The 23,523-nt window shown below is 47.4% G+C and carries 17 protein-coding genes; 10 read left to right on the top strand and 7 right to left on the bottom strand.

Annotated elements, in window-relative coordinates; all coding sequences use genetic code 11:
- Positions 1-340 precede the first annotated feature (340 nt).
- On the top strand, positions 341-820 hold the full coding sequence (locus Q4488_RS17745) for a DUF2489 domain-containing protein (RefSeq protein WP_303581818.1): 480 nt from the start codon (positions 341-343) through the stop codon (positions 818-820).
- A gap of 7 nt (positions 821-827) precedes the next feature.
- Positions 828-1,202, top strand: coding sequence for a hypothetical protein (locus Q4488_RS17740; RefSeq protein WP_303581817.1), 375 nt, complete (start codon positions 828-830; stop codon positions 1,200-1,202).
- Here the strand turns inward: Q4488_RS17740 and Q4488_RS17735 are convergent.
- From Q4488_RS17735 to Q4488_RS17715, 5 genes are all read right to left on the bottom strand, one after another.
- On the bottom strand, positions 1,199-3,892 hold the full coding sequence (locus Q4488_RS17735) for an ATP-binding protein (protein WP_303581816.1): 2,694 nt from the start codon (positions 3,890-3,892) through the stop codon (positions 1,199-1,201). The genes Q4488_RS17740 and Q4488_RS17735 overlap by 4 nt on opposite strands.
- Positions 3,889-4,848, bottom strand: coding sequence for an ABC transporter substrate-binding protein (locus Q4488_RS17730; protein ID WP_303581815.1), 960 nt, complete (start codon positions 4,846-4,848; stop codon positions 3,889-3,891). The genes Q4488_RS17735 and Q4488_RS17730 overlap by 4 nt, the downstream gene beginning before the upstream one ends.
- Before the next feature lie 20 nt (positions 4,849-4,868).
- Positions 4,869-7,001, bottom strand: a complete 2,133-nt coding sequence (locus Q4488_RS17725; RefSeq protein ID WP_303581814.1) for a TonB-dependent siderophore receptor — start codon at positions 6,999-7,001, stop codon at positions 4,869-4,871.
- Positions 7,002-7,253: 252 nt separating this feature from the next.
- Positions 7,254-8,393, bottom strand: coding sequence for a methyltransferase (locus Q4488_RS17720; protein ID WP_303581813.1), 1,140 nt, complete (start codon positions 8,391-8,393; stop codon positions 7,254-7,256).
- Between the two features lie 50 nt (positions 8,394-8,443).
- Positions 8,444-9,055 (bottom strand): LysE family translocator, encoded by a 612-nt coding sequence (locus Q4488_RS17715; RefSeq protein WP_303581819.1) that lies wholly within the window; start codon positions 9,053-9,055, stop codon positions 8,444-8,446.
- A 279-nt stretch (positions 9,056-9,334) separates the two neighbouring features.
- Here Q4488_RS17715 and Q4488_RS17710 point away from each other — a divergent pair, with 279 nt between their 5' ends.
- The 6 genes from Q4488_RS17710 (at position 9,335) to Q4488_RS17685 (ending at position 19,109) form a co-directional block, all read left to right on the top strand.
- Positions 9,335-10,192 carry a putative selenate ABC transporter substrate-binding protein gene (locus tag Q4488_RS17710; RefSeq protein WP_303581812.1) on the top strand — a complete coding sequence of 286 codons (858 nt, stop codon included), beginning with the start codon at positions 9,335-9,337 and terminating at the stop codon, positions 10,190-10,192.
- Positions 10,193-10,198: 6 nt separating this feature from the next.
- A complete protein-coding gene (locus Q4488_RS17705; RefSeq protein ID WP_303581811.1) occupies positions 10,199-10,849 on the top strand; it encodes an ATP-binding cassette domain-containing protein in 651 nt (216 codons plus the stop codon).
- Positions 10,836-12,323: an ABC transporter permease gene (locus Q4488_RS17700; RefSeq protein WP_303581810.1), complete on the top strand. Its 1,488-nt coding sequence runs from the start codon at positions 10,836-10,838 to the stop codon at positions 12,321-12,323. The genes Q4488_RS17705 and Q4488_RS17700 overlap by 14 nt, the downstream gene beginning before the upstream one ends.
- A gap of 441 nt (positions 12,324-12,764) precedes the next feature.
- Positions 12,765-13,922, top strand: a complete 1,158-nt coding sequence (locus Q4488_RS17695) for an ABC transporter substrate-binding protein (protein WP_303581809.1) — start codon at positions 12,765-12,767, stop codon at positions 13,920-13,922.
- A gap of 161 nt (positions 13,923-14,083) precedes the next feature.
- A complete protein-coding gene (locus Q4488_RS17690; RefSeq protein WP_303581808.1) occupies positions 14,084-16,912 on the top strand; it encodes a response regulator in 2,829 nt (942 codons plus the stop codon).
- Positions 16,905-19,109, top strand: a complete 2,205-nt coding sequence (locus Q4488_RS17685; protein ID WP_303581807.1) for a bifunctional diguanylate cyclase/phosphodiesterase — start codon at positions 16,905-16,907, stop codon at positions 19,107-19,109. The genes Q4488_RS17690 and Q4488_RS17685 overlap by 8 nt, the downstream gene beginning before the upstream one ends.
- Before the next feature lie 150 nt (positions 19,110-19,259).
- Here the strand turns inward: Q4488_RS17685 and Q4488_RS17680 are convergent, their stop codons facing one another.
- Entirely contained in the window at positions 19,260-20,129 is an 870-nt protein-coding gene (locus tag Q4488_RS17680) for a LysR substrate-binding domain-containing protein (RefSeq protein ID WP_303581806.1), read from the bottom strand.
- A gap of 140 nt (positions 20,130-20,269) precedes the next feature.
- Between Q4488_RS17680 and Q4488_RS17675 the strand changes: the two genes are divergently transcribed.
- Together Q4488_RS17675 and fghA are read left to right on the top strand one after the other, a co-directional pair.
- Positions 20,270-21,388 (top strand): S-(hydroxymethyl)glutathione dehydrogenase/class III alcohol dehydrogenase, encoded by a 1,119-nt coding sequence (locus Q4488_RS17675; protein ID WP_303581805.1) that lies wholly within the window; start codon positions 20,270-20,272, stop codon positions 21,386-21,388.
- A gap of 80 nt (positions 21,389-21,468) precedes the next feature.
- Positions 21,469-22,311, top strand: a complete 843-nt coding sequence (gene fghA, locus Q4488_RS17670; protein WP_303581804.1) for an S-formylglutathione hydrolase — start codon at positions 21,469-21,471, stop codon at positions 22,309-22,311.
- 99 nt (positions 22,312-22,410) lie between these two features.
- Here the strand turns inward: fghA and Q4488_RS17665 are convergent, their stop codons facing one another.
- Complete coding sequence (locus Q4488_RS17665; protein ID WP_303581803.1) at positions 22,411-23,214, bottom strand: TSUP family transporter; 804 nt, start codon at positions 23,212-23,214, stop codon at positions 22,411-22,413.
- Between the last annotated feature and the right edge of the window lie 309 nt (positions 23,215-23,523).

The raw sequence follows: 23,523 nt of genomic DNA, 5'->3' as shown, positions 1-23,523 counted from the left end.
AGGGTGTGAAGTCAAAGGATTGTTGATGGCATGAGCGTGTTTATGTGGTCGACGTAGCATGCCCTTTGGGCACCTCACGCCGATTGTTCGCTTGATCGGGTTTTTTTCGTTTTACGGCCTTAAAAGCCGTGGTCCGCAGTCTGAAAAAGCGTAGCGCGAACCCCCTTTTATTTGATGTTGACGTGGTTGTGCGGGGGGGCGAACCCCGAACCTCATGCGAGCGGTGAGCGAAGGAGCTGTCTAGCAGCTGCACTGCATTCGGCTAAACTGATATAATGGTTGTGCCTGTCTCCAGGCGGTTTATTCGCCCTGCTCTAGTCTATTTAGGAACTTACCGTGTATGTCTGAAACAACCCTCTATAGTTTGATTGTGATAAATCTGTTAATCGTTATCGGGCTTATCGCTTATATCGTGCGTTTGTTGAAACAGCAGCAACAAAAACGGGTTGAAAATGAACTTAAGATACAGGGGATAGCGGCGGATGTGAGTAAGCATCGCCTACATTTGATTGAGAGTTTACAGGTGATTAGCCGTGCCATACTCAATGAGGAAATACCGTTAACGGAGGCGAGTATTCGCTGTAAGGTTTTGTTAGATAATTTGGATCCGCAATTAGCTCAGTCTGAAGCGTATATCGTGTTTAACGAGGTGTTCGAACAGAGTAAACATATCCCTCGTTTAGAGGCTTGGAAAGCATTAAAAGGTCCTGAAAAATTAGAATTTATTGCGCACATGGAAACGCTAGAGTCTGATTATAATGATCGGCTTGTTAATGCGGCTAAGTGTTTATTGGCTCAGGATTTCAATCGTTATCATTGAGGTGGCAATGGAGTTCGTGGTTGTTTTTCTGGTGAGTCTATTTGTATTAATGTTACTGGTTGTCGGGCTGCTTTTTGGCCGTGCACCCACGTATCGGCCCGAGCGAGAGTATGTTTTAGGTTTACTGCGCGGGGTTGAAGATCGATCTACAACTGAACAGGCTTGGAGCCTGTTCATTCACACGCCGATTACTCACGATGCTGACTTGGAAGCCTTTCGCCTGCGCTGCTATCAATTTGATCAGGGAGAGGTTCCTGGTGTTCAAGCTCGGGGAGGGTTACATGGCTATCTCTACGATATTAAAGGACGTAGTCATATTAAAGCGCTGGCCATTGAACTTGACGACTTTATTCGTCATGCGCCATTGTCAGTTGATTTTTAATCGAGGTATTGTTGGTGTGCAATTAAGCGTTTTAAGCGCCACAGTGCCTGCCAGATGCGTCGCATATCACCGGTTTTCGCCTCTTCGTTGAGTTCTATACTGCAGCTTTCCAATCCGGGAAGCTCGCACAAGCCTGCCAGACCAATTAGCTGATGGCTGTGATCACGTATACAATTAATATCCCGTCGGCTAAATGCTTGTTGTATGTTATTGGCTTGACTGATGAGTTCTTCATGCAAGTCTTCTTTATTGAATGGATTGTCTGTCTGATGACTCTGTTCTGTCGGACGCTGTGTTTTTGTTAGTGACTGAATGGTTTTAGCTATTTTCGGTTCACACAGGTTGGTTAGTATTCTAATTAATTCTCCATCATGGATGGGCTTGTATTCTATGCGACTGACGCCGGCTTGATGGAGCGCTTGTTCCTCGCTAACGATAACATCCGCGGTGAGTGCGATAATGGGCAGGAAGGGTGAGTTTTTACGAATGGCCTTAGTGGCTTCTATACCGTCCATAACGGGCATATGTACATCCATGATAACAATATCGGGATGCCTCTGTTGTACCGCTTTGACGGCTTGTTCTCCATTACTGACTTCAATAACGGTGGCGCCAGCGGACTCGACCATTTTCTTCAATAGCAATCGGTTAAAATCATTATCTTCGGCGATCACGGCGGTGATATTTGTTAGCGGCTGTAATGCAACATGGGAAGCCCTCGAACTGTTGCTGTTGATGGATGGGTGTTGCAGCCACTTGCTCAATATATCCCGATGTAACGGTTTACTGTTAATGGTTAATCGAGGGAGATCGCCTAGATAGGCGAATTCATCAAGGCTGCCCACGAGAGCAGGCATTAGCAGTAGTATATTGCCTTTGAATGAGGCGAAAATTTCAGCTATTTTTTGTTTTTGTTGATGCGCTATATCCGGATTGGCGCTAAGCCCAAAAATCAGCGAGGTTTTTTCTTGTTGTACGTTAGATAAGGTTTTTTCCAACCCTTGAATCGTTGCACAGGTTTGTATTTTGGCAACCAGTGGGCGGGTAATATTGCGTAGCGCTTTCAGACTTTCAGGGTGGCGGTCAAAAATAATGACCTCCTTTTCGCTCGCTATTAATGTGGTTTGTTGTTGGGCCTGCTGAGTACCAACGACAAAACTGCAGCATATCTGAGTGCCTCGAGTCACTTCACTTGAGAGCTCTATGCTGCCTTGCATTAACTTAACTAGCTTTTCAACAATCACGAGTCCTAAACCGCTACCGCCGAAGCGACGTGTGATGGAGGAGTCCGCCTGAACAAATGCATGGAAGAGTAGTTCTTGTTGTTCTGCTGTAATACCAATGCCCGTATCTTTTACGCATAGCTGCATTCTTTTGCTAAAGGGAGTTTCCTCGATAACTTGAAGAAAGACCAGTATTTGACCTGCGTCGGTAAATTTTATGGCATTGCTAATAAGGTTTGTCGCTATCTGACGAAGCCTAGTTGGATCGCCAGAGACATTCGCATAGGCGGCGTCATCCACTTGATACGATAATTCTAAGCCTTTCGCGGCAGCGCTTTGTGACTGCATTTCGAGGGCTTCGAATATCACTTGTTCAGGGTTGAATGATATTTTTTCTAGCTTGATGGCATCTGCTTGGAGTTTCGCGAAATCGAGAATGTCATCGATAATTGATAATAGCATTGTCGACGTTTGGTTAATAATTCGGCAGTGTTCTTGCTGCTCAAAACTAAGATCCGTGTGTCTCAGCATATTGGTAAAGCCGAGTATGGATGTCAGTGGGGTGCGGAGTTCATGGCTCATGCGAGCGAGAAAGTTATCCTTGGCCATATTGGCTTGATCCGCATGTTTTCTTGCTCGTTGTAATTCTGCATTTTGTTGTTTCAAGTCATGCATGGTTCTGCGTAATTGTGCGGTCGCTTGCGCTACCTGGCTTTCAAGGATCTGCTTTGAACTTTGAACCTGCTGAGCTAACAGGTTGATGCCTTTTTCCAATGAACCGAGTTCAGCATACGATGTCGTATCGACTCGGGCGTCAAGCTGCCCCTCCTCTAGTTTCTTAACCAACGAGGTTAAATTAATGATTGGTTTCGTCAACGTTTGTGCAAAGCGTGCAGCAACGACAAAGGTGCAAATCAGGCCGCCCAGTAGAATCAGTAGACTGTTGGTGACGATATTATTTTCACGTTGATGCATGGGGGCTGTCGAGATGGCGACGCTAACCCAGCCTAACAGTTCCCGTTCTGTTTGAGGGACGTTAGTTTCGGGAGAGTCGCCGATAATAATACCCTGTGTCGTTACGGGTGTGGTAAACAGCCATACATGATCGTTTAATTGATGATTAGGCTGAAGTTTTAGGTCCAGCTGCAGGGAGAAGTCATTAGAACGATAGAGTATGTGTTTCTCGGCATTAATAAAAATGACATCGGCAACATCAGCCTCTTGTATCGGCCCTTGACTAAGCGCGCTGAGTTGATGAGTTAAGCCTGATACTAAACCGAATTCCGAGGCTTGGGCTAGTAATCGCGACATCGTCTCACCGCGTTCAATTAGGTTTAACTTGTTATCGTCAACACGAGTTGAAACAAAGTAGCCCGCGAGTATTAGCGTCATAACCACTAATGGCAAAAGCGTGATAAGTAACACTTGTTGTCGTATACCGTATCGGCTGTGTTTGGTTTCTATCATTGTGGTTCGCCCTCCACCATTATCTGCTGGAGTACTTGTGCTGTTTGTATTGAAAGCCCTAGCTGCCTTGCAACCCGTGGATTGGTAATGATAGTAAAGTATGGGCTATAAGACGGAGGTGGGAGAGTGCCTTGGATAATTTTATGAAGTTGCTTAGCGGTATAGCGGCCAATATCTTCTGGGGTGGTAATGCAGGCGGCAACGGCACCCGCTTGGACATAATTCTGAGTAAAGGCCAGTAACGGTACCCGGTTTCTAAGAGACATATATAACAACCATTTAGCGGTTGTTCTATTTAGCGTGCTTTGATCGGGTATTACCATAAAAAGGTCTGACTTTTTTATGATCGGCAGAATCCTTTGAATAGGATTACTTTCAAGTGTTAGCGTCTGATAGTTAAGGCTTAAGTCCATTTCGATAGCGATTCGTTGCAACTCTGGCAGCTGGTATTCAGAGTCGGGGCCGAGGCTGAATCCCAATCTTTTTAGGTCGGGTTTTATCTGCTTCGCAAGTCGTAACTGACGCTCTAAAGGCTGATCTAGATAAATCGCGGTGGTGCGAATGTGTCGCTGAGTTAAGCTTGCTGCATATTGTTTTGATAGGCTGTGAAAGCGTTGGCTGGGAATAAAAGTGCTAACGATGACGCTATCCTGTGCCGCGAACTGCATAGCCTGTTCCGTTGCCTTGCTGCCGACGGCGATAACGAGAGGGTAAGCGGTGAACTGATGGGCATTATCAGCTAAATCTTCGGGGTATGACGTCTCGATACTCATCGTCGGTCCCTGATCAATGATTGCCTCAGCAACGCTATGGTATACCGGATTATCAGCGCTGAGCAGCAGTAGTGCGTCAGACGCTTTGACGTTATTACAGATGAGTAGCAATGCTATCAGCCAATAAAGTGGCTGATAGTAACGTTTTACTGTAGTGACTACTTCCCCTGTAGCTTTTAACATCTTCCGTTTAGGCAGCGACTTTAAAAGCTTAATTGAGCTTGTAGATAGGTTCGTTGTTCAAACATGTTTTCAGGATAAAACTCTGAATAGGGATTATCTAGTAAGTTTTGCACAATTAGTGCAATTTTAAGTTTATTTTGCGGTGAGACTTTGAATGTCTTCGCTATTTTTAGATCGGTTCGATGATAAGGCTTATTATGTGGATCTGAGTTTTTGCGTGCCGCTTCAATCCAGGCGACAGAGCTGAGAAAATAGTGACTGACGCTGACTTGTAGATCGTTTGGCAAGGTGATGCTGGCCAGCAACGAGGCTGTATGTTCAGGGTTGCGAGTGTCGAGATCATCGTACCAGTAGCCGTTATCTCTGTTATCTAAGATACGATAGCCGCTGCTCTGTATGTAACCATAATTGACAACCACTAAGGGCTTGTACCCACTATTGCGTTGGTATTTGTACTGTACTTCGAAGCCTTTGTTTTGCCACTCAGATAGGTTGGAGTAGGAGATGGTTTTGCCATTATCGCCTGCCTGTCGGGTTTCAGTAATAGCATCATCGATCTCTTCATAAAATAAGCGGACATCTAAATTACTATTATATTTAGGCCATGTTACCAGCAGGCCAAGGTCAACAGAGTCTAATCTCTCTGGTTTCAAATTAGGGTTGGGCTCAAAGAGGTGATCCAGTATGGGACCATACAGGTCTATCAGGTTGCCTATTGGTAAGTCAAAGGATGGGATATGAATCTTGGTATTATAATTGGGCTCTATGAGTGACGGCATCCGGTAGGCGCGATTCGCTGCAGAGCGCAGCATCACGCTATCATTCAACTGATAATTAGCGGCGATGCGGGGCGATATACGTGTTGAATTGTTGCCGCCATGCTCGAGAGAGGCGCCTAGGTTGAAGGTCCAGTTGGTCAGTTGGGTGTTTTCCCAGTTTGAGAAAAGCCGACTGCTTTGTTCGGTTACCCAGTTATTGGTATCAAACAGTTGAAAATTTTTCGCCGCTGCATGACGGAACTCGATACCGCTTAAGAGTTGATCGTAGGGTGATGGAACCCATTTATAGTTGAGTTCTATCTGGTGCGTCTCGATCTTACCGATTTCCGCTGTGATTTTAAATGGATTAGCGCTCAAGAATGCCTGAGCGAGTGCATCTCTATCGGTGGTATAACCGATACTCTGAAGTTGACTGTCAATAATATCGGCTATCTCATCGCTGAGTTCTGATCTCATCTCATCGACGGGCATGGTTGCCGCATCATAATCACTCATGCTATGTGAGTAGCGAACGATCAGTTCATTTTGATTATCCAGCAGACGCTTCCACTCTAAGTTTTGAAAGAATGATTCAAACTCACGCCGCCGTGGGTTGGGTAGGTTGGCGATATCACCAACGGATGAATAGCCGGCATTAACGCCTAGATTGATGGTAAAGGTATCTAATAGCGTGGGTGAGATTGAGGTATTGAAGTTGAGGTATCGATTAAAGTAAGGATCGTAATTGCCACTGTTGAAGCGATTACCCTCGTTGCCGGTAATACCGGCAGAAACACTGTAATAACCGAGATCATGGGTTGCACTGAAGCGGCTATAAACGGTCTTGTTATCAAACTCACCTTGTTGGTATTTAACCATGTTTTCCCGCGGATTAAGGCCTGACAGGGTGATAATATTGATGGCACCTAAGAAGGCATTGTTCCCCTGAGTGACGGTATTAGAACCACGCACCACTTCAATGCGTTCTATATCATCAATACTGATGGGTAGACTTTCCCAGATTACCGCCGAAAAGAGGGGAGTGTAGACCGACCGCCCATCGATCATGACCTCCATCCGCGATGGAAACTTATCACTCATGCCATGATAGGACACCGCTGATGCATTGGTGGCAATATGGTAAGACTGCATACCGGGCACGAGTCGGAAGAGTTCTGAGATCGTCGTGGCGCTGGACGCTTCTATCATCCGCCGATCAATGAGGGTAATGGATGCCGGTGCTTTATTGAGTGTTTGCGGTAATCGTGTTGCCGAAAAGGTGACTGGAAGATCGGCAAGGTAATCGAGTTCTGACAATACATCGAGCTCGGTGCCGAAAGCCGGAATAGGGCTTATCAGCGTCGTGACAAAGCTGCTGACTATCGTTCTACGCAAATTTAATAGCATGGCCGTGGTTTTACCTATGAGTAGATTGGATAAAATCCGTGTACCAACCTATATAACGATAATCCCTTTAGTTATGACATGTGATAAAGCAACGCAGAGCTTGTTTATCCATAGTATATTCCGAATTTAGAGTTGTATGTCTGTCCTGTCAATAAAACATCCGGAATAAATCAGGGAGAGTAATAACCTCAAATATACCGGATATCAATAGGTTGGTCGATTCACATTTAGATTGAAGCTTTATTTTTTGCGCGCTTTTAAAATAACGAACTTTTTATTACTCGCAACGGTGACGCAGTGACCGAAGAGTTTTTTGAGCTTGATATGGTAATTCAGGTGTCGATTACCGATGACCCATAATTCACCGCCTTGTTTGAGCATGGTTTTAGATTCTGTGAACATCTGCCACGCGATAAAATCACCGATCGCATTTTGCTGATGAAACGGGGGATTGTTAAGAATCAGGTCGTAGCTGTTGGCGGTCATACCGTTGAGGCAGTCGGTGACTTGGTAGCTAGCGTTGCGGTGAGGGAATGCGGTTTCGAAGTTTGCTTTTGCCGACGCGACGGCCATAAATGATTCATCAACAAAGCTGATGCTTGCGTTGGGGTTACCGGCGGCAGCCATAAGGCCGACAATGCCGTTGCCGCAGCCGAGATCTACAATCTGTTGATAGCGCTCATCAGCGGGCAAATGTTCGAGCAGAAAGCGAGTACCGATATCGAGTCTTTCGCGAGAGAAAACATTGGCATGATTGAGTATTTGATAGTCGGTGTTTTCTAGCCGGTACGATTTTGGATAACTATTTTTAGGGCAGCAACCTGTTGCATCGAGGGTGCTAAAAATCAGGCGGGCTTTTTTGCGCGCCAAAGAGGTGGTGGTGGGGCCAATAATCGATTCAAACAGTTGTAAGGTAGATGTGTGGATACCTTTGACCATGCCTGCTGCGATAATCTTGGTTTGCTCATCGATATAGGGCTTTAGGCGGTGTAACTGATCTTCTAGCTGTGCCAGGCTTTTGGTTATTTTCAGTATTACGACGTCATAGGGTTGGCTTGGCGTGCCATAATCCATGAGTGAGTTTTTGAAAACAATGGCTTCAGGATCTTGCTGATTAAGCTTAAGATTATGACGCATCCCTTGGTAAGCAATAAATGAGTCACTCACGGATACGGTTTGATAATCACTCAGTGCACAAGCCAGCGCGCCGAAGCTATCGTTGAGTATCAGAAGTCGGCTGCTAGCACTCAGTTGTTGCTCTTCATGTAGATGATTGAGCAGGTACTCATCGGCAGCATCCCAAGCGCGAAGCGTCTCTTGCTGACGCACTGGGTAGCGAGATAGTGTAAAGGTGCCCTGAGGGACGGCAAGGGTTTCCATCGTAATCCTGTCTATTGATCGATCGGGTATCGGCTGATGATTATAAGGAATTAATGACGTGTAGCGAGAAAAACTCCCGCCCCTATCATGATTCCACCGGCGGATTGATTCAGGCGTTTAATTGCTTGAGGCGATTGTAAGCGTTTACTCGCCCAGTGTGCAAAGTAGGCGATGAGCATTAAACCCAGCATCAGCGCGATCAGTGTTAGGCCAGCGGCCAGAACAATGTCGTTACCGGTAAGGCTTGTTAGATCCATGAAGGTGGGGAGAAAGGCGATATAAAAGAGAATAACTTTGGGGTTGGATACGGAGATCAAAAAGCCCTGTATAAATTCCTCAGATGAACGCTTTGCGATAGCGGTTGAGACCTCAGTAGAGGGCTTACTAAGACAGAGTTTTAATCCTAGCCAGATAAGATAAGCCGCACCGCCCCAGCGTATCAGTGTGAATAAGGCACCCCAGTGTTCAGCTATTGTGGCGAGGCCTAAACAGGCGAGTGTGAGGTAGATAATATCGCTGACGACCATACCCAAGGCCAACATCAGACAGCGCCGACTCCCTTCGACCATGGCTTTTGCCAAAATGGCAAAGACGCCCGGGCCGGGGGTAATACCAAAAATAAAAATAGCTATAAAAAAGGTGCAGGCACTTTCGAAAGACATCATCGTATCGCATGGAAATGAACTAGATAGATAGTTTACCTGCTGCGCTAATGAGAGGCTATATGGTTAACTTTTTAAGCGTGCCTAGCGTCTACGTCGAGGCTGATCGAATGCCTTACATTGCCTTACCGCGGTGTTTAAAGGATACGAGGGGCGGCGCTCATTTGTTGCATGGCTAACGCTGGCTTGACGTTATAGTGATGAAATAAACTGCATTTTCTAGGGTTATTGTGCGAAAATATGTGCCCCCAATTTTGACTAATGGCTGCAGGAATGAAAATGTTTAGAGTGCTAGTGCGTGGATTATTGCTGATGTTGCTGACGGGCGCGGTAAATGCTGCCCCCGTGTTTGTTTTTACGGCTATCCCCGATCAGGATGAAACTCAGTTGAAACAGCGGTTTCAGAAGGTAGCGGATTATCTGCAGGAAACGTTACAAACGGAAGTACGCTTTGTGCCGGTTAAATCTTATGCGGCAACCATTACGGCGTTCAGAAATAATCAGGTACAGCTCGCTTGGTTTGGTGGTTTATCGGGTGTAAAAGCACGCGAATTGGTGCCGGGCTCTATTGCATTGGCTCAGGGTATCGAAGATCCAGAGTTTAAATCGTTCTTTATTGCCAATAGCGCTACCGGGCTGAGTGCCGCCGAGCATCTGCCAGCATCGGTACGCGATCTGACATTTACCTTTGGTTCAAAGGGGTCGACATCTGGACGACTGATGCCAGAGTATTATCTCCGTGAACAGTTTGGCGAAAGCCCTGATGATCTATTTAGCCGCGTCGGTTATAGCGGTAATCATTCTCGTACGATTGCGTTGGTTGAATCCGGTGCATATCAGCTAGGGGCGTTGAATTACAAAGTATGGGAAGCCGCGGTGGCCGACGGTAAGGTCGATACCTCTAAAGTACAGGTCATCTGGGAAACGCCGAGCTATCCTGATTATCAATGGACCCTACGCGGCGATATGGATGCGATCTATGGTGAGGGCTTTTCTGAGCGCGTTCAGCAAGCGTTATTGAACATGACCGACCCTGAGTTACTGAGTAGTTTCCCGCGTTCAGGCTTTATTCCTGCCTCTAATGATGATTTTGAACCTGTGCGGGTGGTTGCTAAGCAGGTTGGTTTACTGGATTAATAGGGCATGTCGGCACTCGCGATACATAGCGGCCCGCTTGGTTATGATGGTCAAACGGTTTTGCAGCCCGTCAGTTTGGATATTCAGGCGGGCGAGCAACTCATTCTTTTAGGTAAGAGCGGTTGTGGCAAATCGACGCTGCTCAATCATATCTATACTGAAAACCGTAAGGAATGTGCCCTAATTCCTCAGGGGTTAGGGCTGGTCGATCGATTGAGTGTCTTCCATAACATCTATATGGGACGTTTATCTCATTATGGCCTGCTGCATAATCTGCGTAATCTGGTTATGCCTGCCGCGGCGCGAGTCGACGAAATCTTGCCGTTACTCGAACGCTTGGGATTGAGTGATAAATGTTTCGCGACGGTTGCTGATCTATCTGGAGGGCAGCGGCAGCGAGTGGCCGTTGCACGAGCACTGTATCAGGGGGCGTCTGTGCTGTTAGCGGATGAACCGGTGTCTGCATTGGATGGCCCGGAAGCCGATCGAGTGATGTCGTTATTGAATCAACATTTTAACACTGCCGTTATTACCTTACATGATGTTGAACGGGCGTTGCGTTACGGTCAGCGTATTATTGCCATTCAGCATGGTGAAGTGGTGCTTGATGAGCCAGCGAAACGGCTTTCAGTGAATACCCTGAATGCGTTTTACTAACACCATGGATAGACCCGCCTATCGCTGGCCTCGGGGTGTGCGTATCGCGCTGTGGTTCTTATTGATTGCGCTGGCCTGCATACCGTTTACCGATCTGGAAATCTCCAGTTTAGATCCTTGGATCGATCTTTCTCGTTTGTTACGCGGGTTTATGGCCCCTCAGTTGATGCAACCTTCACTGGTTATTGAAGCGTTACTTGCAACGTTGGCGTTTGCGTTCGCCGGTGTTGGTTTGGCCGTTGTGTGTGGTTTTGTGTTGGCCTTGGCGTTTAATAACCCCGTGATGCGTGGCTTTTGTGCGCTGCTACGCTCGATACATGAGTTATTTTGGGCGCTGATTTTTTTACAGTTTTTTGGTTTGCATCCATTAACCGGCTTATTGGCAATCGCCGTGCCTTACGCCGGTGTTTTTGCGCGGATGTTTGCCGAAATCCTTGATCAGGTGCCGAAACAGCCCGAACAGACGTTACCTGCCGACACGGGGTATTTGAGTGCGCTACTGTATACTCGGCTCCCCTTGGCTTGGCCGCATCTGGTAAGTTATACCTCTTATCGTCTTGAATGTGGTATTCGTAGCAGTGCGATCTTGGGCTTTGTTGGCTTGCCAACGCTGGGTTACTACCTTGAGTCTTCGTTTTCGCAAGGTTATTACCCTGAGGTTGCGGCTTTATTGATCCTGTTTTATCTCTTAGTGGCGAGTAAAAAACTCTGGCTGAGACGCTGGACTTTCCCGGTATTTATCGTCGGTTCGCCATTTTTTATGGGTGAAGGAATGCCGATTATCTGGGGAAATGTCTGGCGGTTTTTCTCTCAGGATATCGTGCCTGCGCCGCTGCGTGGTAGCGATGCTTCATGGCAGTCATTGATCGATTGGTTTACGCATATCCTGATAGATCAGGCGCTGCCCGGTGTCTGGAATACACTGATATTGTCTCAGGTGGCGTTGGCGGTGACCGGCCTCTTTGCCCTGAGTCTGTTTCCATTGATTAGCCGTCATTGTTTTAGTCCTGCTGGGCGGCTGCCGGGACATCTATTTTTGGTGATAGCTCGCTCAACACCAGAATATCTATTGGCCTATATTTTATTGCAGTTGTTAGGGCCTTCCATGTTACCGGCAGTGATTGCTTTGGCCATTCATAATGGTGCTTTGATCGGTTACCTAACGGGACGTCATAGTAACGAGATACAACTGAGACATGATGCCCCTCGCAGACGATTGGATCGTTATTGTTATGAACTACTGCCGCGTACTTATCCCGCTTTCTTATCGTTTATGCTGTATCGCTGGGAAGTCATCATGAGAGAGACCGCTATTCTGGGGGTTCTCGGTATACAAACGATTGGGTTCTTTGTTGATAGTGCGATTCAGGAAATTCGCTTTGATGTCGCTCTGTTATTGATTCTTATCGCCGCGATGATGAATATTTTTGTCGACCTGATCGCTCGTCGGGTGCAGCGGAGTTTTATTGGCTAAAGCCTCTGTTGTCATGCCGTTATTCAGCCTTCTCAGCTGGACGTTGGCCCCGAAGTCAACGTTGAGACACTGATGGTTTGCAGGCGATGCTCGAATGACGGAGCAATTTTCATCGCTTGATGTCAGCGGCTAAGCGGCTTAAATCAGCTCAAGGGTCCATCCTTCTCCCCTTTTCTCTCTTTTCTGCTGCGATTGTCATGGCCGTCAATGACCGTCGTTATGTCCCTCAGCGTTGTACAGTATTTCTGAGCTGATGATCGATGACAGGGGGTGGCTTGGTGCGGTGATTCATGTCATACGGTGCCGCCGTTCTATCTGTCGGTGGTGCTTATCGATAGGTGAGTAAGGTATAGTCGATGCCGAATGATTAGGTTGTACTTGTTGAAATTCAAACACCTGTATGAAATAGTGTGTTGTTGGTGTAGCCAAAAAGGAGTGGTTATGCGATTGATTAATCGCCTGTGTTGGGTGTGGCTTTGTCTGTTTGTGGTGCCGATGGCTGCTGCAGAGGAGCCTGTGGATAAGAGGTTTTTTTCTACTTCACCGGTCAAACATGCAGGTGAACGTTGGCGTATTGGCTACTTTGAGGGCGGTGAATATATCGACTATCAAAAAGTACTCATCGAAACAGTTAAAGGGCTGATGAAGCTGGGATGGATTGAAAAAGCGGATATTCCCACGCAAGAAGGCGAGCAGACGGAACAACTTTGGCAGTGGTTGCAGCAGGGGGTTCGTAGTGAATACATTGAATTTGTCGCGGATGCTCACTATTCGGCACACTGGGATGAAGAGGTATTGACGCGGACCACCGACAGTGTGCATCAGCGGCTTAATCAGCATGACCTAGATTTGATGATTGCGATGGGCACTTGGGCAGGAAAGGCATTATCTAATAATCAGCATCACACGCCGACGATGGTGCTGTCCAGTAGTGATCCATTGGCTGCCGGTATTATTAAAAGTGTAGAGGATTCAGGTTATGAGCATATACATGCTACGGTTGATCCGAGACGTTATGAACGTCAGGTGAGAATTTTTCACGATATTGTTAACTTTAAAAATTTAGGTGTGGCTTATGAAGACAGCGTTAACGGACGGAGTTATGCGGCGCTGAATATCATAGAACAGCTGAGTGCGGAGCGAAATTTTAATGTTATTCATTGCCACACCTTGAGTGATATCCGCGATATGTCGCAGGCTGAAGCGAGTGTTGAAAAATGTTTTCGTCAGCTAGCGCCACAAGTGGATGCGATGTATGTCACGGTTCAACGAGGCATTAATGAACGGAATATTGGGCGCTTGGTGAGCATCACCAATGAATACGAAGTGCCTACCTTTTCACAATCAGGCGCGGATGAGGTACGAAAAGGTTTTCTATTAAGCCTGTCGCAAGCGGGTTTTCGCTATGTCGGTGAGTTTCATGCGAAAACCTTCGCGAAAGTTTTCAATGGTGCTCGACCCAATCAGTTGACGCAATTTTTTGAAGAGCCGCCGCGCATGGCCGTGAACCTTAAAACGGCTGAAATAGTCAGTTTTAATCCACCGCTACTATTATTGGGTGCCGTCGATGAAGTGTATCGAGAGATTCCTGCTGAGTAATGTTGCGCACGTAATATTTTTAGTCAAGCTTCTAGACGGTTGAGTATTAACAGTAAAAGGTTAATGAATGAGTGGCTGCGTAGGTTGCGTCTAGCCTGAATATTCATTTTAACGACTATCGAGTCGTGTTTAATCGATAGGGGCCGTCTTGAGTACTGAGTATGTTGTCCAGTTTCAAATTCAAAATTATCGCCCTGATTGTGATAGTGTTGTTATGTTCAGCCGCCGGAGTGATGTATATCACTCAGAAGGGGGTGGGGCAGGCAATGCTCCTGGTTGAACAGAAGTCTGCACGCAATGTATTACAGCTGGCTGATCTAAATATCCGCGCAGGTTATAACCAACTCATTAGCCACAAAGTGGATCTTGTTAATGAGATAAAAGCCGATATGCAGCAGTTTGCTCAAATGGGGCAAACCGTTTTTGATCATTACAAGCGAGCTTCCGAGCAAGGTATCATCGATGAGGCGACGGCGAGGCGTTTAGCCAAACAGTGGCTGTTAGACGTTGATATCCTTAATGCTGATCTGATTATGTTGGCTCCCGATGGGGTTATTGTTGCGGCGACCGATGATCGATTAACGGCGACATCTATCGCCGGACTACGCGATGTGAAAGGTCGCGAGTTAAATCGAACGATGCGTTTTGATCAACTAACTGCTGCAGGTGATAGCAGTATTTTCTTCTGGGATAAACCTGGCCGTGCAGCGAATGATCGCTATATGGGGTACTTTCTACCATTAGAAAGTTGGGGTATGACGATGGCATTGATCGTCAACTTTGCCGAGGTCGAACAGGAAAGTCAGCAACAGATGAACGCTATTATTGATGAGCTGCGACTGACGTTTAATAAGCTTCAAGTGGCTCAAAGTGGTTACGCCATCTTGTTCGATGACGCACAAAACGTATTGATCGGTCCACCTGAAGAGTCTGGCGGAGGTGTCGCTTTAGATTGGCACAATCGCGATGTTTTACAGCAGATTATGGCGGCGCATGCGCGCGGTGAAAGTTCAATCCGCTATCAGAACCAAGACACCGCCCCAGTGCAGGTTTTCTTTAGTTTCTTCAAAGCGTTTAACTGGTACTCCGCGGTACTGGTGCCGGTGTCTGAAATTGCTGCCCCAGGTCGCGCCGTTGTGGCACAACAAAGTCTCATGATTGGATTGATTTTCTTAGCCAGTATCGGTGCTGCTTTTCTGCTTATATTTCGCCTATCCGCACCGCTCAATACTCTCGCCGCTTACGCCAAATCGCTACCCGATCAGGACTTTATTCGACCCGTCGAGCAAAGCCGAAAAATTGAACAGTTGGCACAGAATAAGTCAGATGAGATGGGGCGTTTAGCCGAATCATTTCTGTTTATGGAAAAGGCGATCAGACGCACTATTCAACAGGTTTACAAAGAGAAAGAAACGGCTATTAAGGCGAATCATGCCAAAAGTAAATTTTTGGCAACTATGAGTCATGAAATTCGTACGCCGATGAATGGCGTGCTTGGAATGACAGATTTGGTATTAGATACCGATCTCAGTCAAGAGCAGCGACGTTTTATCGAAATGATTCGTTACTCTGGCGAAGCACTACTGGATATTATCAATGACATTTTGGATTTCTCTAAGATTGAGGCGGGTAAGCTACAGCTAGATGATCAACCGCTGAACTTAGCGGAGTTGATTCAGACGCACGCATCTATTCTGCGTTTGCAGGCAGAGAAAAAAGGCTTGGCACTGACCTGTCATTTACCAGCGGAGCTCAATACGACGGTCTTGGGGGACAGCATTCGGCTAAGGCAGGTACTGACTAATCTGATCGGCAACGCCATTAAATTCACCTCTTCTGGAACAATTCAGGTATCCGCGCGGGTGCTTGATGAGCAGGATGACGCGATCTCATTCCAATTACGTATTGTCGATACGGGTGTCGGCATATCATTAGAGCATCAGCACCTTATTTTCGAATCGTTTGCTCAGGCCGATAGCTCAACCACCCGACATTTCGGTGGCACTGGACTGGGGCTGACAATCTCCCGTCAGTTAGTTGACATGATGCACGGAGAGATTAATTTTAATAGTGAGCCGGGTAATGGAACGACTTTTTGGTTTACGCTGACGCTAAAGAAAACAGAGGAAGCCCCTGTCGCTGATTTACCGGATATAAAGCCGCTGGCTGTTCAGGGCGTTATGACGGGGCGTATTTTACTCGTTGAGGATCATCCGGTTAACCAAGAATATGCTCGTCAGGCACTGAAGGGGCTGGGAGTGACGGTTGATCTTGCTGGAAACGGCGTTGAAGCTTTAAAAATGCTGCATGACGCTGATTATCAGTTGGTGTTAATGGATTGTCAGATGCCTGAGATGGATGGATATGAGGCGACACGGAAAATTCGTCAACGGGAAGCCGCCGAGGGGCTTGCCCATATTCCGGTGATTGCCTTAACGGCGAATGCAATGGCCGATGATCGTCAGCGCTGTTTGCAGGCGGGAATGGATGATTATCTCGCTAAACCCTTTAATCGACGACAGATCTATCAAATGCTTAAGCGCTGGCTACCTCAGCCCCGTATCACCGATGATGAGCGAGCGATAGATCGTTGTCATCCTGTGGATAACTCCGTCCCCATTGATGCTATCACGGTTGATAAACAGGTGATCTCGCAGTTGATCGAGATGGATGTTGATGGCGCTTTTCTGAATCAAATGATCGATGCCTACCTCGATAAAGCCACCGATGATCTGCAGCGCCTGCAGCGTGCCATAACGGCACACGATGCCGATGGGCTGAGAGTCGCTGCTCATGGGTTTAAATCCAGTAGCTATAACTTAGGCGCCATGACCTTAGCCGAGCACTGTAAAGCATTAGAGCTGGTGGGGCGTGACGGTGTCTTAACACAAGCGCCAAGCTGGATCCGCGAGATCGAAACCGAGTATCTAAAAGTAAAGCAGGTGTTGCTGACGATTAGACAAACCCAAGGAGTAGATAGCCGTGACTAATGATAACGTCTCAGTGCTGCGAGCGTTAGTTGTCGATGATGATCTGACGGCACGTTTATTAGCAAGCCATGCTTTAACGCAGGAGGGGTTTGAGGTTCTGTTGGCTGATAATGGTGTTACTGCGATTCAGATGTTCCAAGAGTTTCAACCGGATATCGTATTAATCGATGTGGCAATGCCGGGGCTAAGCGGTTTCGATGTCTGTCGTCAGTTACGTAATATGCCTTATGGTAAATTGGTGCCAATATTAATGGCGACTGGACAAGATGATATTGATTCTGTGCGGGATGCCTATGCTGCCGGAGCGACTGACTTTGTTTTTAAACCGTTTAACTGGCAGGTCTTGGGACATCGCCTCCATTATATGATTCGGGCGAGCAATACGAATGAACAGCTACGTCAACTACAAAAGAGTGAAGCCCGGCTTGGGAATGCTCAACGCATTGCGGGACTCGGTAACTGGGAATGGCACCTGAATACCGGTGAAATCTATTGGTCGGATCATTTTTATCACTTAGTGGGTGGTAACCGTGGAGTGATGCCAAGAGGAATTCGATCATTTCTACGCTGTGTGCCCGTGAATGAGTGGCCGCAGGTGCTGCATTGGTTTCGGGAACTGCTCAACTGCCGATGTTCTGGATTTAAGTCAGGCCTGAATCACAGTATTTGTTTGCCCGGACAACAGATGCACTGTATGCAGCATCAAGCAGAAGTATTTTGCGATGGGCGCGGACAGGCCATATTAATATCGGGAACGATGTTAGATGTTTCAGAGCTTAGGCAGGCTCAGGATCAGGTGCTTAAATTAGCGCGTTTTGACAGTTTGACTGGACTTGCCAATCGGAGTGTCTTTTATGATCGCGTGCAGTTAGGTATGGATCAGGCCGCACGTCATGGTCATCTGGGCGCGGTATTGTTTCTTGATCTTGATAATTTTAAGCGTATCAACGATACCTTCGGCCATGGGATGGGTGATCTGCTATTGAAACAAGTGGCCAGTCGCTTAGCTCAGAGTATTAGCCGTTCTGAGGCGCTGATGAGTAAGGCGCAAGCGGATGGACCGGCCGATAGCGAGGAGAACCCGCGTGAGCAAAATCGGTTACAGCCACTGGTCGCTCGATTTGGTGGCGATGAGTTCACGGTGCTACTGCCGGTGATCAATCAGGTGCGTGATGCGGAAAATGTAGCCCGCGACATTCTCGATACAATTGGGCGGACTGTTGATCTTGCGGGTCAGGAGGTCGTGATTACGCCCAGTATCGGTATCGCCGTATTCCCGCAGCATGGCGAGAGTGTGGATAGTTTGATGAAAAACGTCGATGCGGCGATGTATTATGTAAAGCATGCGGGAAAAAATGGCTACGAACTGTTTGTAAAGTCGATGAATGTGGTCGCGAAGCGGCGGCTGGCCTTAGAAAATGCATTGCATTATGCGATTGAGGGGGATGAACTATCACTCAATTATCAGCCGCAAGTGGATATCAATAGTGGCCGTATCGTCGGTGTTGAGGCGCTATTGCGCTGGCACAGTCAGCAACTGGGAATGGTCTCGCCGGTTGAGTTTATTTCAGTGGCTGAAGAGACTGGATTTATCTCGGCTATCGGCGAATGGGTGATGCGGGAAGCCTGTCGGCAAGCGAGGCAGTGGCAAGATCAGGGGCTGCCTCACATTCGCATTGCGGTTAACCTTTCGGTACGTCAGTTTGCCAAACAGCCGCTTGAAAAATTAGTCATGCAGGTGTTACAGGACACCGGTCTGCCGGTTAACTGTCTCGAACTTGAAATTACAGAAAACATGCTCATGGATGATGTTGAAGGGGCGGTTGAGACATTGCATCGCTTGAGCGCGTTGGGGGTGCAATTAGCGATTGATGACTTTGGCACGGGCTATTCCAGTCTGAGCTATCTTAAGCGCTTCCCGATTGATCGTTTAAAAATTGATCGTTCTTTTATTACTCATGTCACGACCGATTCTGATGATGCTGCCGTGACGCAGGCGATTATTGCCGTGGCCCATAATATGGGATTGAGCGTCACCGCCGAAGGTGTGGAAGACGCAACGCAATTGGCACTGTTGCAAGAATATGCCTGTGAAGAGGTGCAGGGTTATTTCTTTAGTCGCCCACTGATCGCTGAAGATTTAGAGGTATTACTGCAGCATAACAACGGCTATATGACGCTCCCCCCTGCAGCGTAAACCCGTTTGCATAACATCGCGACGTGCTGGGTTACGTGGTGGTTATACCTTAGCCGGTGAGCAATAGTCTTTATGAAGACTAGTGGCTAGCAGGCAGTGGCTGCGCGTCGGTCTGACGGCTTTATGACGCTTGGTTTCTTTCCGCTGTTGCTAGCGGAGGTGTTCTACTAAGTGATCCACTAACATTCTGACCTTTGAGGAGAGATGCCGGTTATGCGGGTAAAGTGCCCAGACGCCTTCGCCTGAGTGTTGATAATTTTGCAATAAGGGTAACAGTTGGCCACTGTCTAGGTAGGGCTCGACATAGTAATCGGGTAACTGCACGATACCGATACCTTTCAGAGCCGCATCCAGTAAAGCCTGACCACTGTTACAGTGGAGGTTGCCGCTCACTTTGATGGTACGTTCTTGTTTTTGTTCGTTAAAACGCCAGTACTCTAGGGTACCCAGTAAACAGTTATGGTGACTGAGTTCGCTGAGTACATGCGGCTCACCGTGCGTTGTTAGATATTCCGGAGACGCACACACATAGAGCTGCCGAGAGATTAACTGCCGAGCGATCATTGAAGAATCTTCCAACTTTCCCAGACGGATAGCCAGATCGAAGCCGGAGGCGACCAGATCAACCGTTTGATTGGTGAGGTGACAGATCACCTCTAATTCTGGATAAAGGCAAATAAAGTCATTAATCAGCGGTGCTATTTTCTGTTCGCCATAGGTCGCCGGCGCGGTAATTTTGAGTTTTCCGCGGGGAGTGTTTTGCAGGTTGGTGACGGCTCGTTCGGCTTCTTCTAATCCGTTTAATAGCTGTCGGCAATATTGATAGTAGGTTTCACCGGCTTCGGTAGCGGTCACTTTACGGGTGGTGCGATAAAAAAGTTTGGTACCTAACCGGTTTTCTAGGGCACTGATTTGACGGCTCACCTGAGCGGTGGAAATACCCAATTTTTTAGCGGCGGCAGTAAAACTGAATGTTTCTGTGACCGCAATGAGTTCAGAAACGCCTTCCCAACGGTTCATTGTTACATTCTCGTAAAGGTATATTGATAAAAAGCTAGATTATCTTGTTTTCATAAACAACTACAATGATTACTTACTGTCTTATGTTGGTTAAAACCCGAATCTGACATCAAACCCGTAAAGAGTTGAAGAATATGACCATGATTAAATCAAAAGCTGCTATTGCTTGGGGCCCAAATCAGCCTCTGTCTATCGAAGAGATCGATGTTATGCCGCCTCAGGCGGGTGAAGTGTTGGTGCGTATTGTGGCCACTGGTGTGTGTCATACCGATGCGTTTACCTTATCTGGCGAAGACCCTGAGGGTATTTTCCCAACGGTACTCGGCCATGAAGGCGGCGGTATTGTCGAGCAAGTTGGCGAAGGTGTTACCAGCGTTGCCGTGGGCGATCATGTGATTCCGTTGTACACCCCAGAGTGTGGCGAGTGTAAATTCTGCTTATCCGGTAAGACCAACCTGTGTCAGAAAATTCGTGAGACTCAGGGTAAAGGTCTGATGCCGGATGGCACAACGCGTTTTTATAAAGATGGTCAGCCTATCTATCACTATATGGGTTGTTCTACATTCTCTGAGTATACCGTGCTGCCGGAGATCTCACTGGCGAAAGTGAATAAAGAGGCACCACTAGAAGAGGTTTGCCTGTTGGGTTGTGGTGTCACTACCGGAATGGGTGCGGTGATGAATACCGCCAAGGTAGAAGAGGGCGCGACGGTTGCGATTTTCGGTATTGGTGGTATCGGCTTGTCTGCCATTATTGGGGCGACCATGGCGAAAGCTAGCCGCATCATCGCCATTGATATCAATGAATCTAAGTTTGATCTGGCGCGTAAGTTGGGTGCCACCGATTGCATCAATCCAAAAGATTATGACAAGCCTATTCAAGAAGTCATCGTTGAATTGACAGATGGCGGTGTTGATTACTCATTTGAGTGTATCGGTAATGTCAATGTGATGCGTTCCGCGTTGGAATGTTGTCATAAAGGCTGGGGTGAATCCGTCGTAATCGGTGTGGCCGGTGCGGGTCAAGAGATCTCTACCCGTCCGTTCCAGTTAGTGACTGGGCGAGTCTGGCGCGGTTCTGCATTCGGTGGAGTCAAGGGCCGCTCTGAACTACCAGAAATTGTTGAACGTTACCTGCAGGGTGAGTTTGCGCTGAATGACTTTATTACGCATACGATGGGTCTTGAGGATATTAATACTGCGTTCGATCTGATGCATGAAGGTAAGAGTATCCGTAGCGTTATTCACTACGATAAGTAAGCGTCGGCAACCAAGACTGTCGTTTTTGATAACGATAGTCTTGATGAACCGCGCGATTAAGCGCGTTGAGGATAGCATCTATGAGTTTAGAACTTGTAAGCCAGACGAAGAGCTTTGGTGGCTGGCATAAACAGTACAATCATGAGTCTGCGGTACTGGGTGTGAGTATGCGTTTTGCGATATTCCTACCGCCACAGGCGCAGTGTGGAGCAAAAGTACCCGTACTCTACTGGCTGTCTGGCCTGACCTGTAATGATGAAAATTTCATGCAGAAAGCGGGCGCACAGCGAGTGGCCGCCGAGCTGGGCATCGCGATTGTGGCACCGGATACCAGTCCCCGTGGCGATGATGTCGCTAACGATGACGGTTATGATCTAGGGCAAGGCGCGGGTTTCTATGTCAATGCGACACAGGCGCCTTGGAAAGCACATTACCGAATGTACGACTATATCGTCGATGAGCTGCCGCAATTGATTGAAGCGACGTTTCCCGTGTCTGAACAGCGAGCGATTGCCGGTCATTCAATGGGAGGGCATGGCGCGTTGATGATTAGCCTACGTAATCCCGATCGTTATACCTCGGTATCGGCCTTTAGCCCCATCAGTAATCCCGTCAGTTGCCCTTGGGGGCGCAAAGCCTTTAGCGCTTATTTAGGGGATGATGAGAGCAGTTGGCAGCAATACGACACCAGCGTACTGTTGCGTAATCAACCGCAACACTTGCCTATGCGCGTAGATCAGGGGCTGATGGATGATTTTCTGACGGAGCAACTACAGCCTGAAAAATTGTCTGCCGCGGCCGCAGCATCGGATTATCCACTGCAGCTTGAACTGCACGAAGGTTATGATCATAGTTACTATTTCATTGCCAGTTTCATTGAAGCGCAGTTGAGATTCCATCACGGTTATCTGACGGCAAAATAGACGCTTGATTGATTAACGTTACGATCTTTTCCGAGGGCCTATAGGCCCTCTTTTTTCGTGTGTATATTGCGCTGTTGGATACGTTTGTCAGCGGCTGAATCAAGGAATAAAACTGAGTAATGGCTCAAGCCATGAGCCGGCGCTGTGTTGATATTGATCAAACAGCAGTTTGGCGGACATGGTGAGCGTGACGATCACCACCAGTGGTCGTATTAATTTTGTGCCATGAGTGACGACTAACTGTGCCCCAATTTGCCCACCAAGCAGCTGTCCTGCTGCCATAATAAATCCCGCAAGCCAGATAATATTGCCACCGATAGCGAAGAAAATTAGCGCCGCGACATTGGAGGTAAAATTAAGAATCTTGGTATGTGCGGTTGCTCGCGCCATACTGAAACCGAGTAGGGAAACGAAGGCCAGCGCAAAGAACGTACCCGTACCTGGACCAAAAAAACCATCATAAAAACCGATAGCGGTGGTAAAGACAAAGGCAAATAGTCCATCGGTTATTTTACGCGTTTTCTCGGTATCACCGATCTGTTTGGACAGCATAAAATAGAGCGCGATGAGCATCAGCAACAGCGGCATAATCGAAGCGAGTAGATGAGTATCAAGCTGCTGCACCAGCACCGTCCCCGTGACGGCCCCGACAAAAGTACAGGCAATCATCAGCTTCATCTGTGTTAAGTCGATCAGTTTTTTGCGGATAAAGTATAACGACGCGGCAAAGGTGCCAAAGCTCCCCTGGAGTTTATTCGTTGCTAATGCTTCCACCGGGCTCATGCCCGATATCAGTAATACTGGTAGGGTAATCATCCCGCCGCCACCGGCGATTGCATCGATAATACCGGCGCCCAAACCGGTCAGGATGAATAATAAGATCAGTGCTGCATCCAGCTCCATAATGCTCTCCATCGGTTAATGTGCCGCACTTTAGCAGTTACCGAAGGCTTTAGCAGCGATATTTATTATAAAGCTGCAGTGCGCCGTCATCCCTATGATAGGGGCCGTTATTGATGATTTTTTTGCCGAATAGTCACGGCGAAGGGCAAGTACTTTTAGGGCTTGATTGAGCGAATAAAGGGTTCAGCCACGGCATAAGTCGGTCGCTTTTATGTTGCCCGAGTTTGGGAAGGTGCGAATAAGTCCGTTATATTCTCTGCGGACATTAGAATGGCCAGATGCGCGAAAGCCAGTGCAGCGAAATGTCTG

The sequence above is a fragment of the Amphritea sp. 1_MG-2023 genome (genome assembly GCF_030547545.1).
Lineage (GTDB): Bacteria > Pseudomonadota > Gammaproteobacteria > Pseudomonadales > Balneatricaceae > Amphritea.
The sequence above is the reverse complement of the archived record's forward strand: the minus strand, read 5'-3'. Positions and strand labels throughout refer to the sequence as shown.

Coding starts and splice junctions, on each gene's coding strand:
- Q4488_RS17740 (WP_303581817.1), top strand. CDS start 828: ATGGAGTTCGTGGTTGTTTTTCTGGTGAGTCTATTTGTATTAATGTTA.
- Q4488_RS17690 (WP_303581808.1), top strand. CDS start 14,084: ATGTTGTCCAGTTTCAAATTCAAAATTATCGCCCTGATTGTGATAGTG.
- Q4488_RS17675 (WP_303581805.1), top strand. CDS start 20,270: ATGATTAAATCAAAAGCTGCTATTGCTTGGGGCCCAAATCAGCCTCTG.
- Q4488_RS17680 (WP_303581806.1), bottom strand. CDS start 20,129: ATGAACCGTTGGGAAGGCGTTTCTGAACTCATTGCGGTCACAGAAACA.
- Q4488_RS17705 (WP_303581811.1), top strand. CDS start 10,199: ATGTCGGCACTCGCGATACATAGCGGCCCGCTTGGTTATGATGGTCAA.
- Q4488_RS17715 (WP_303581819.1), bottom strand. CDS start 9,055: ATGTCTTTCGAAAGTGCCTGCACCTTTTTTATAGCTATTTTTATTTTT.
- Q4488_RS17735 (WP_303581816.1), bottom strand. CDS start 3,892: ATGATAGAAACCAAACACAGCCGATACGGTATACGACAACAAGTGTTA.
- Q4488_RS17700 (WP_303581810.1), top strand. CDS start 10,836: ATGCGTTTTACTAACACCATGGATAGACCCGCCTATCGCTGGCCTCGG.
- Q4488_RS17695 (WP_303581809.1), top strand. CDS start 12,765: ATGCGATTGATTAATCGCCTGTGTTGGGTGTGGCTTTGTCTGTTTGTG.
- Q4488_RS17710 (WP_303581812.1), top strand. CDS start 9,335: ATGTTTAGAGTGCTAGTGCGTGGATTATTGCTGATGTTGCTGACGGGC.
- Q4488_RS17720 (WP_303581813.1), bottom strand. CDS start 8,393: ATGGAAACCCTTGCCGTCCCTCAGGGCACCTTTACACTATCTCGCTAC.
- fghA (WP_303581804.1), top strand. CDS start 21,469: ATGAGTTTAGAACTTGTAAGCCAGACGAAGAGCTTTGGTGGCTGGCAT.
- Q4488_RS17745 (WP_303581818.1), top strand. CDS start 341: ATGTCTGAAACAACCCTCTATAGTTTGATTGTGATAAATCTGTTAATC.
- Q4488_RS17730 (WP_303581815.1), bottom strand. CDS start 4,848: ATGTTAAAAGCTACAGGGGAAGTAGTCACTACAGTAAAACGTTACTAT.
- Q4488_RS17665 (WP_303581803.1), bottom strand. CDS start 23,214: ATGGAGCTGGATGCAGCACTGATCTTATTATTCATCCTGACCGGTTTG.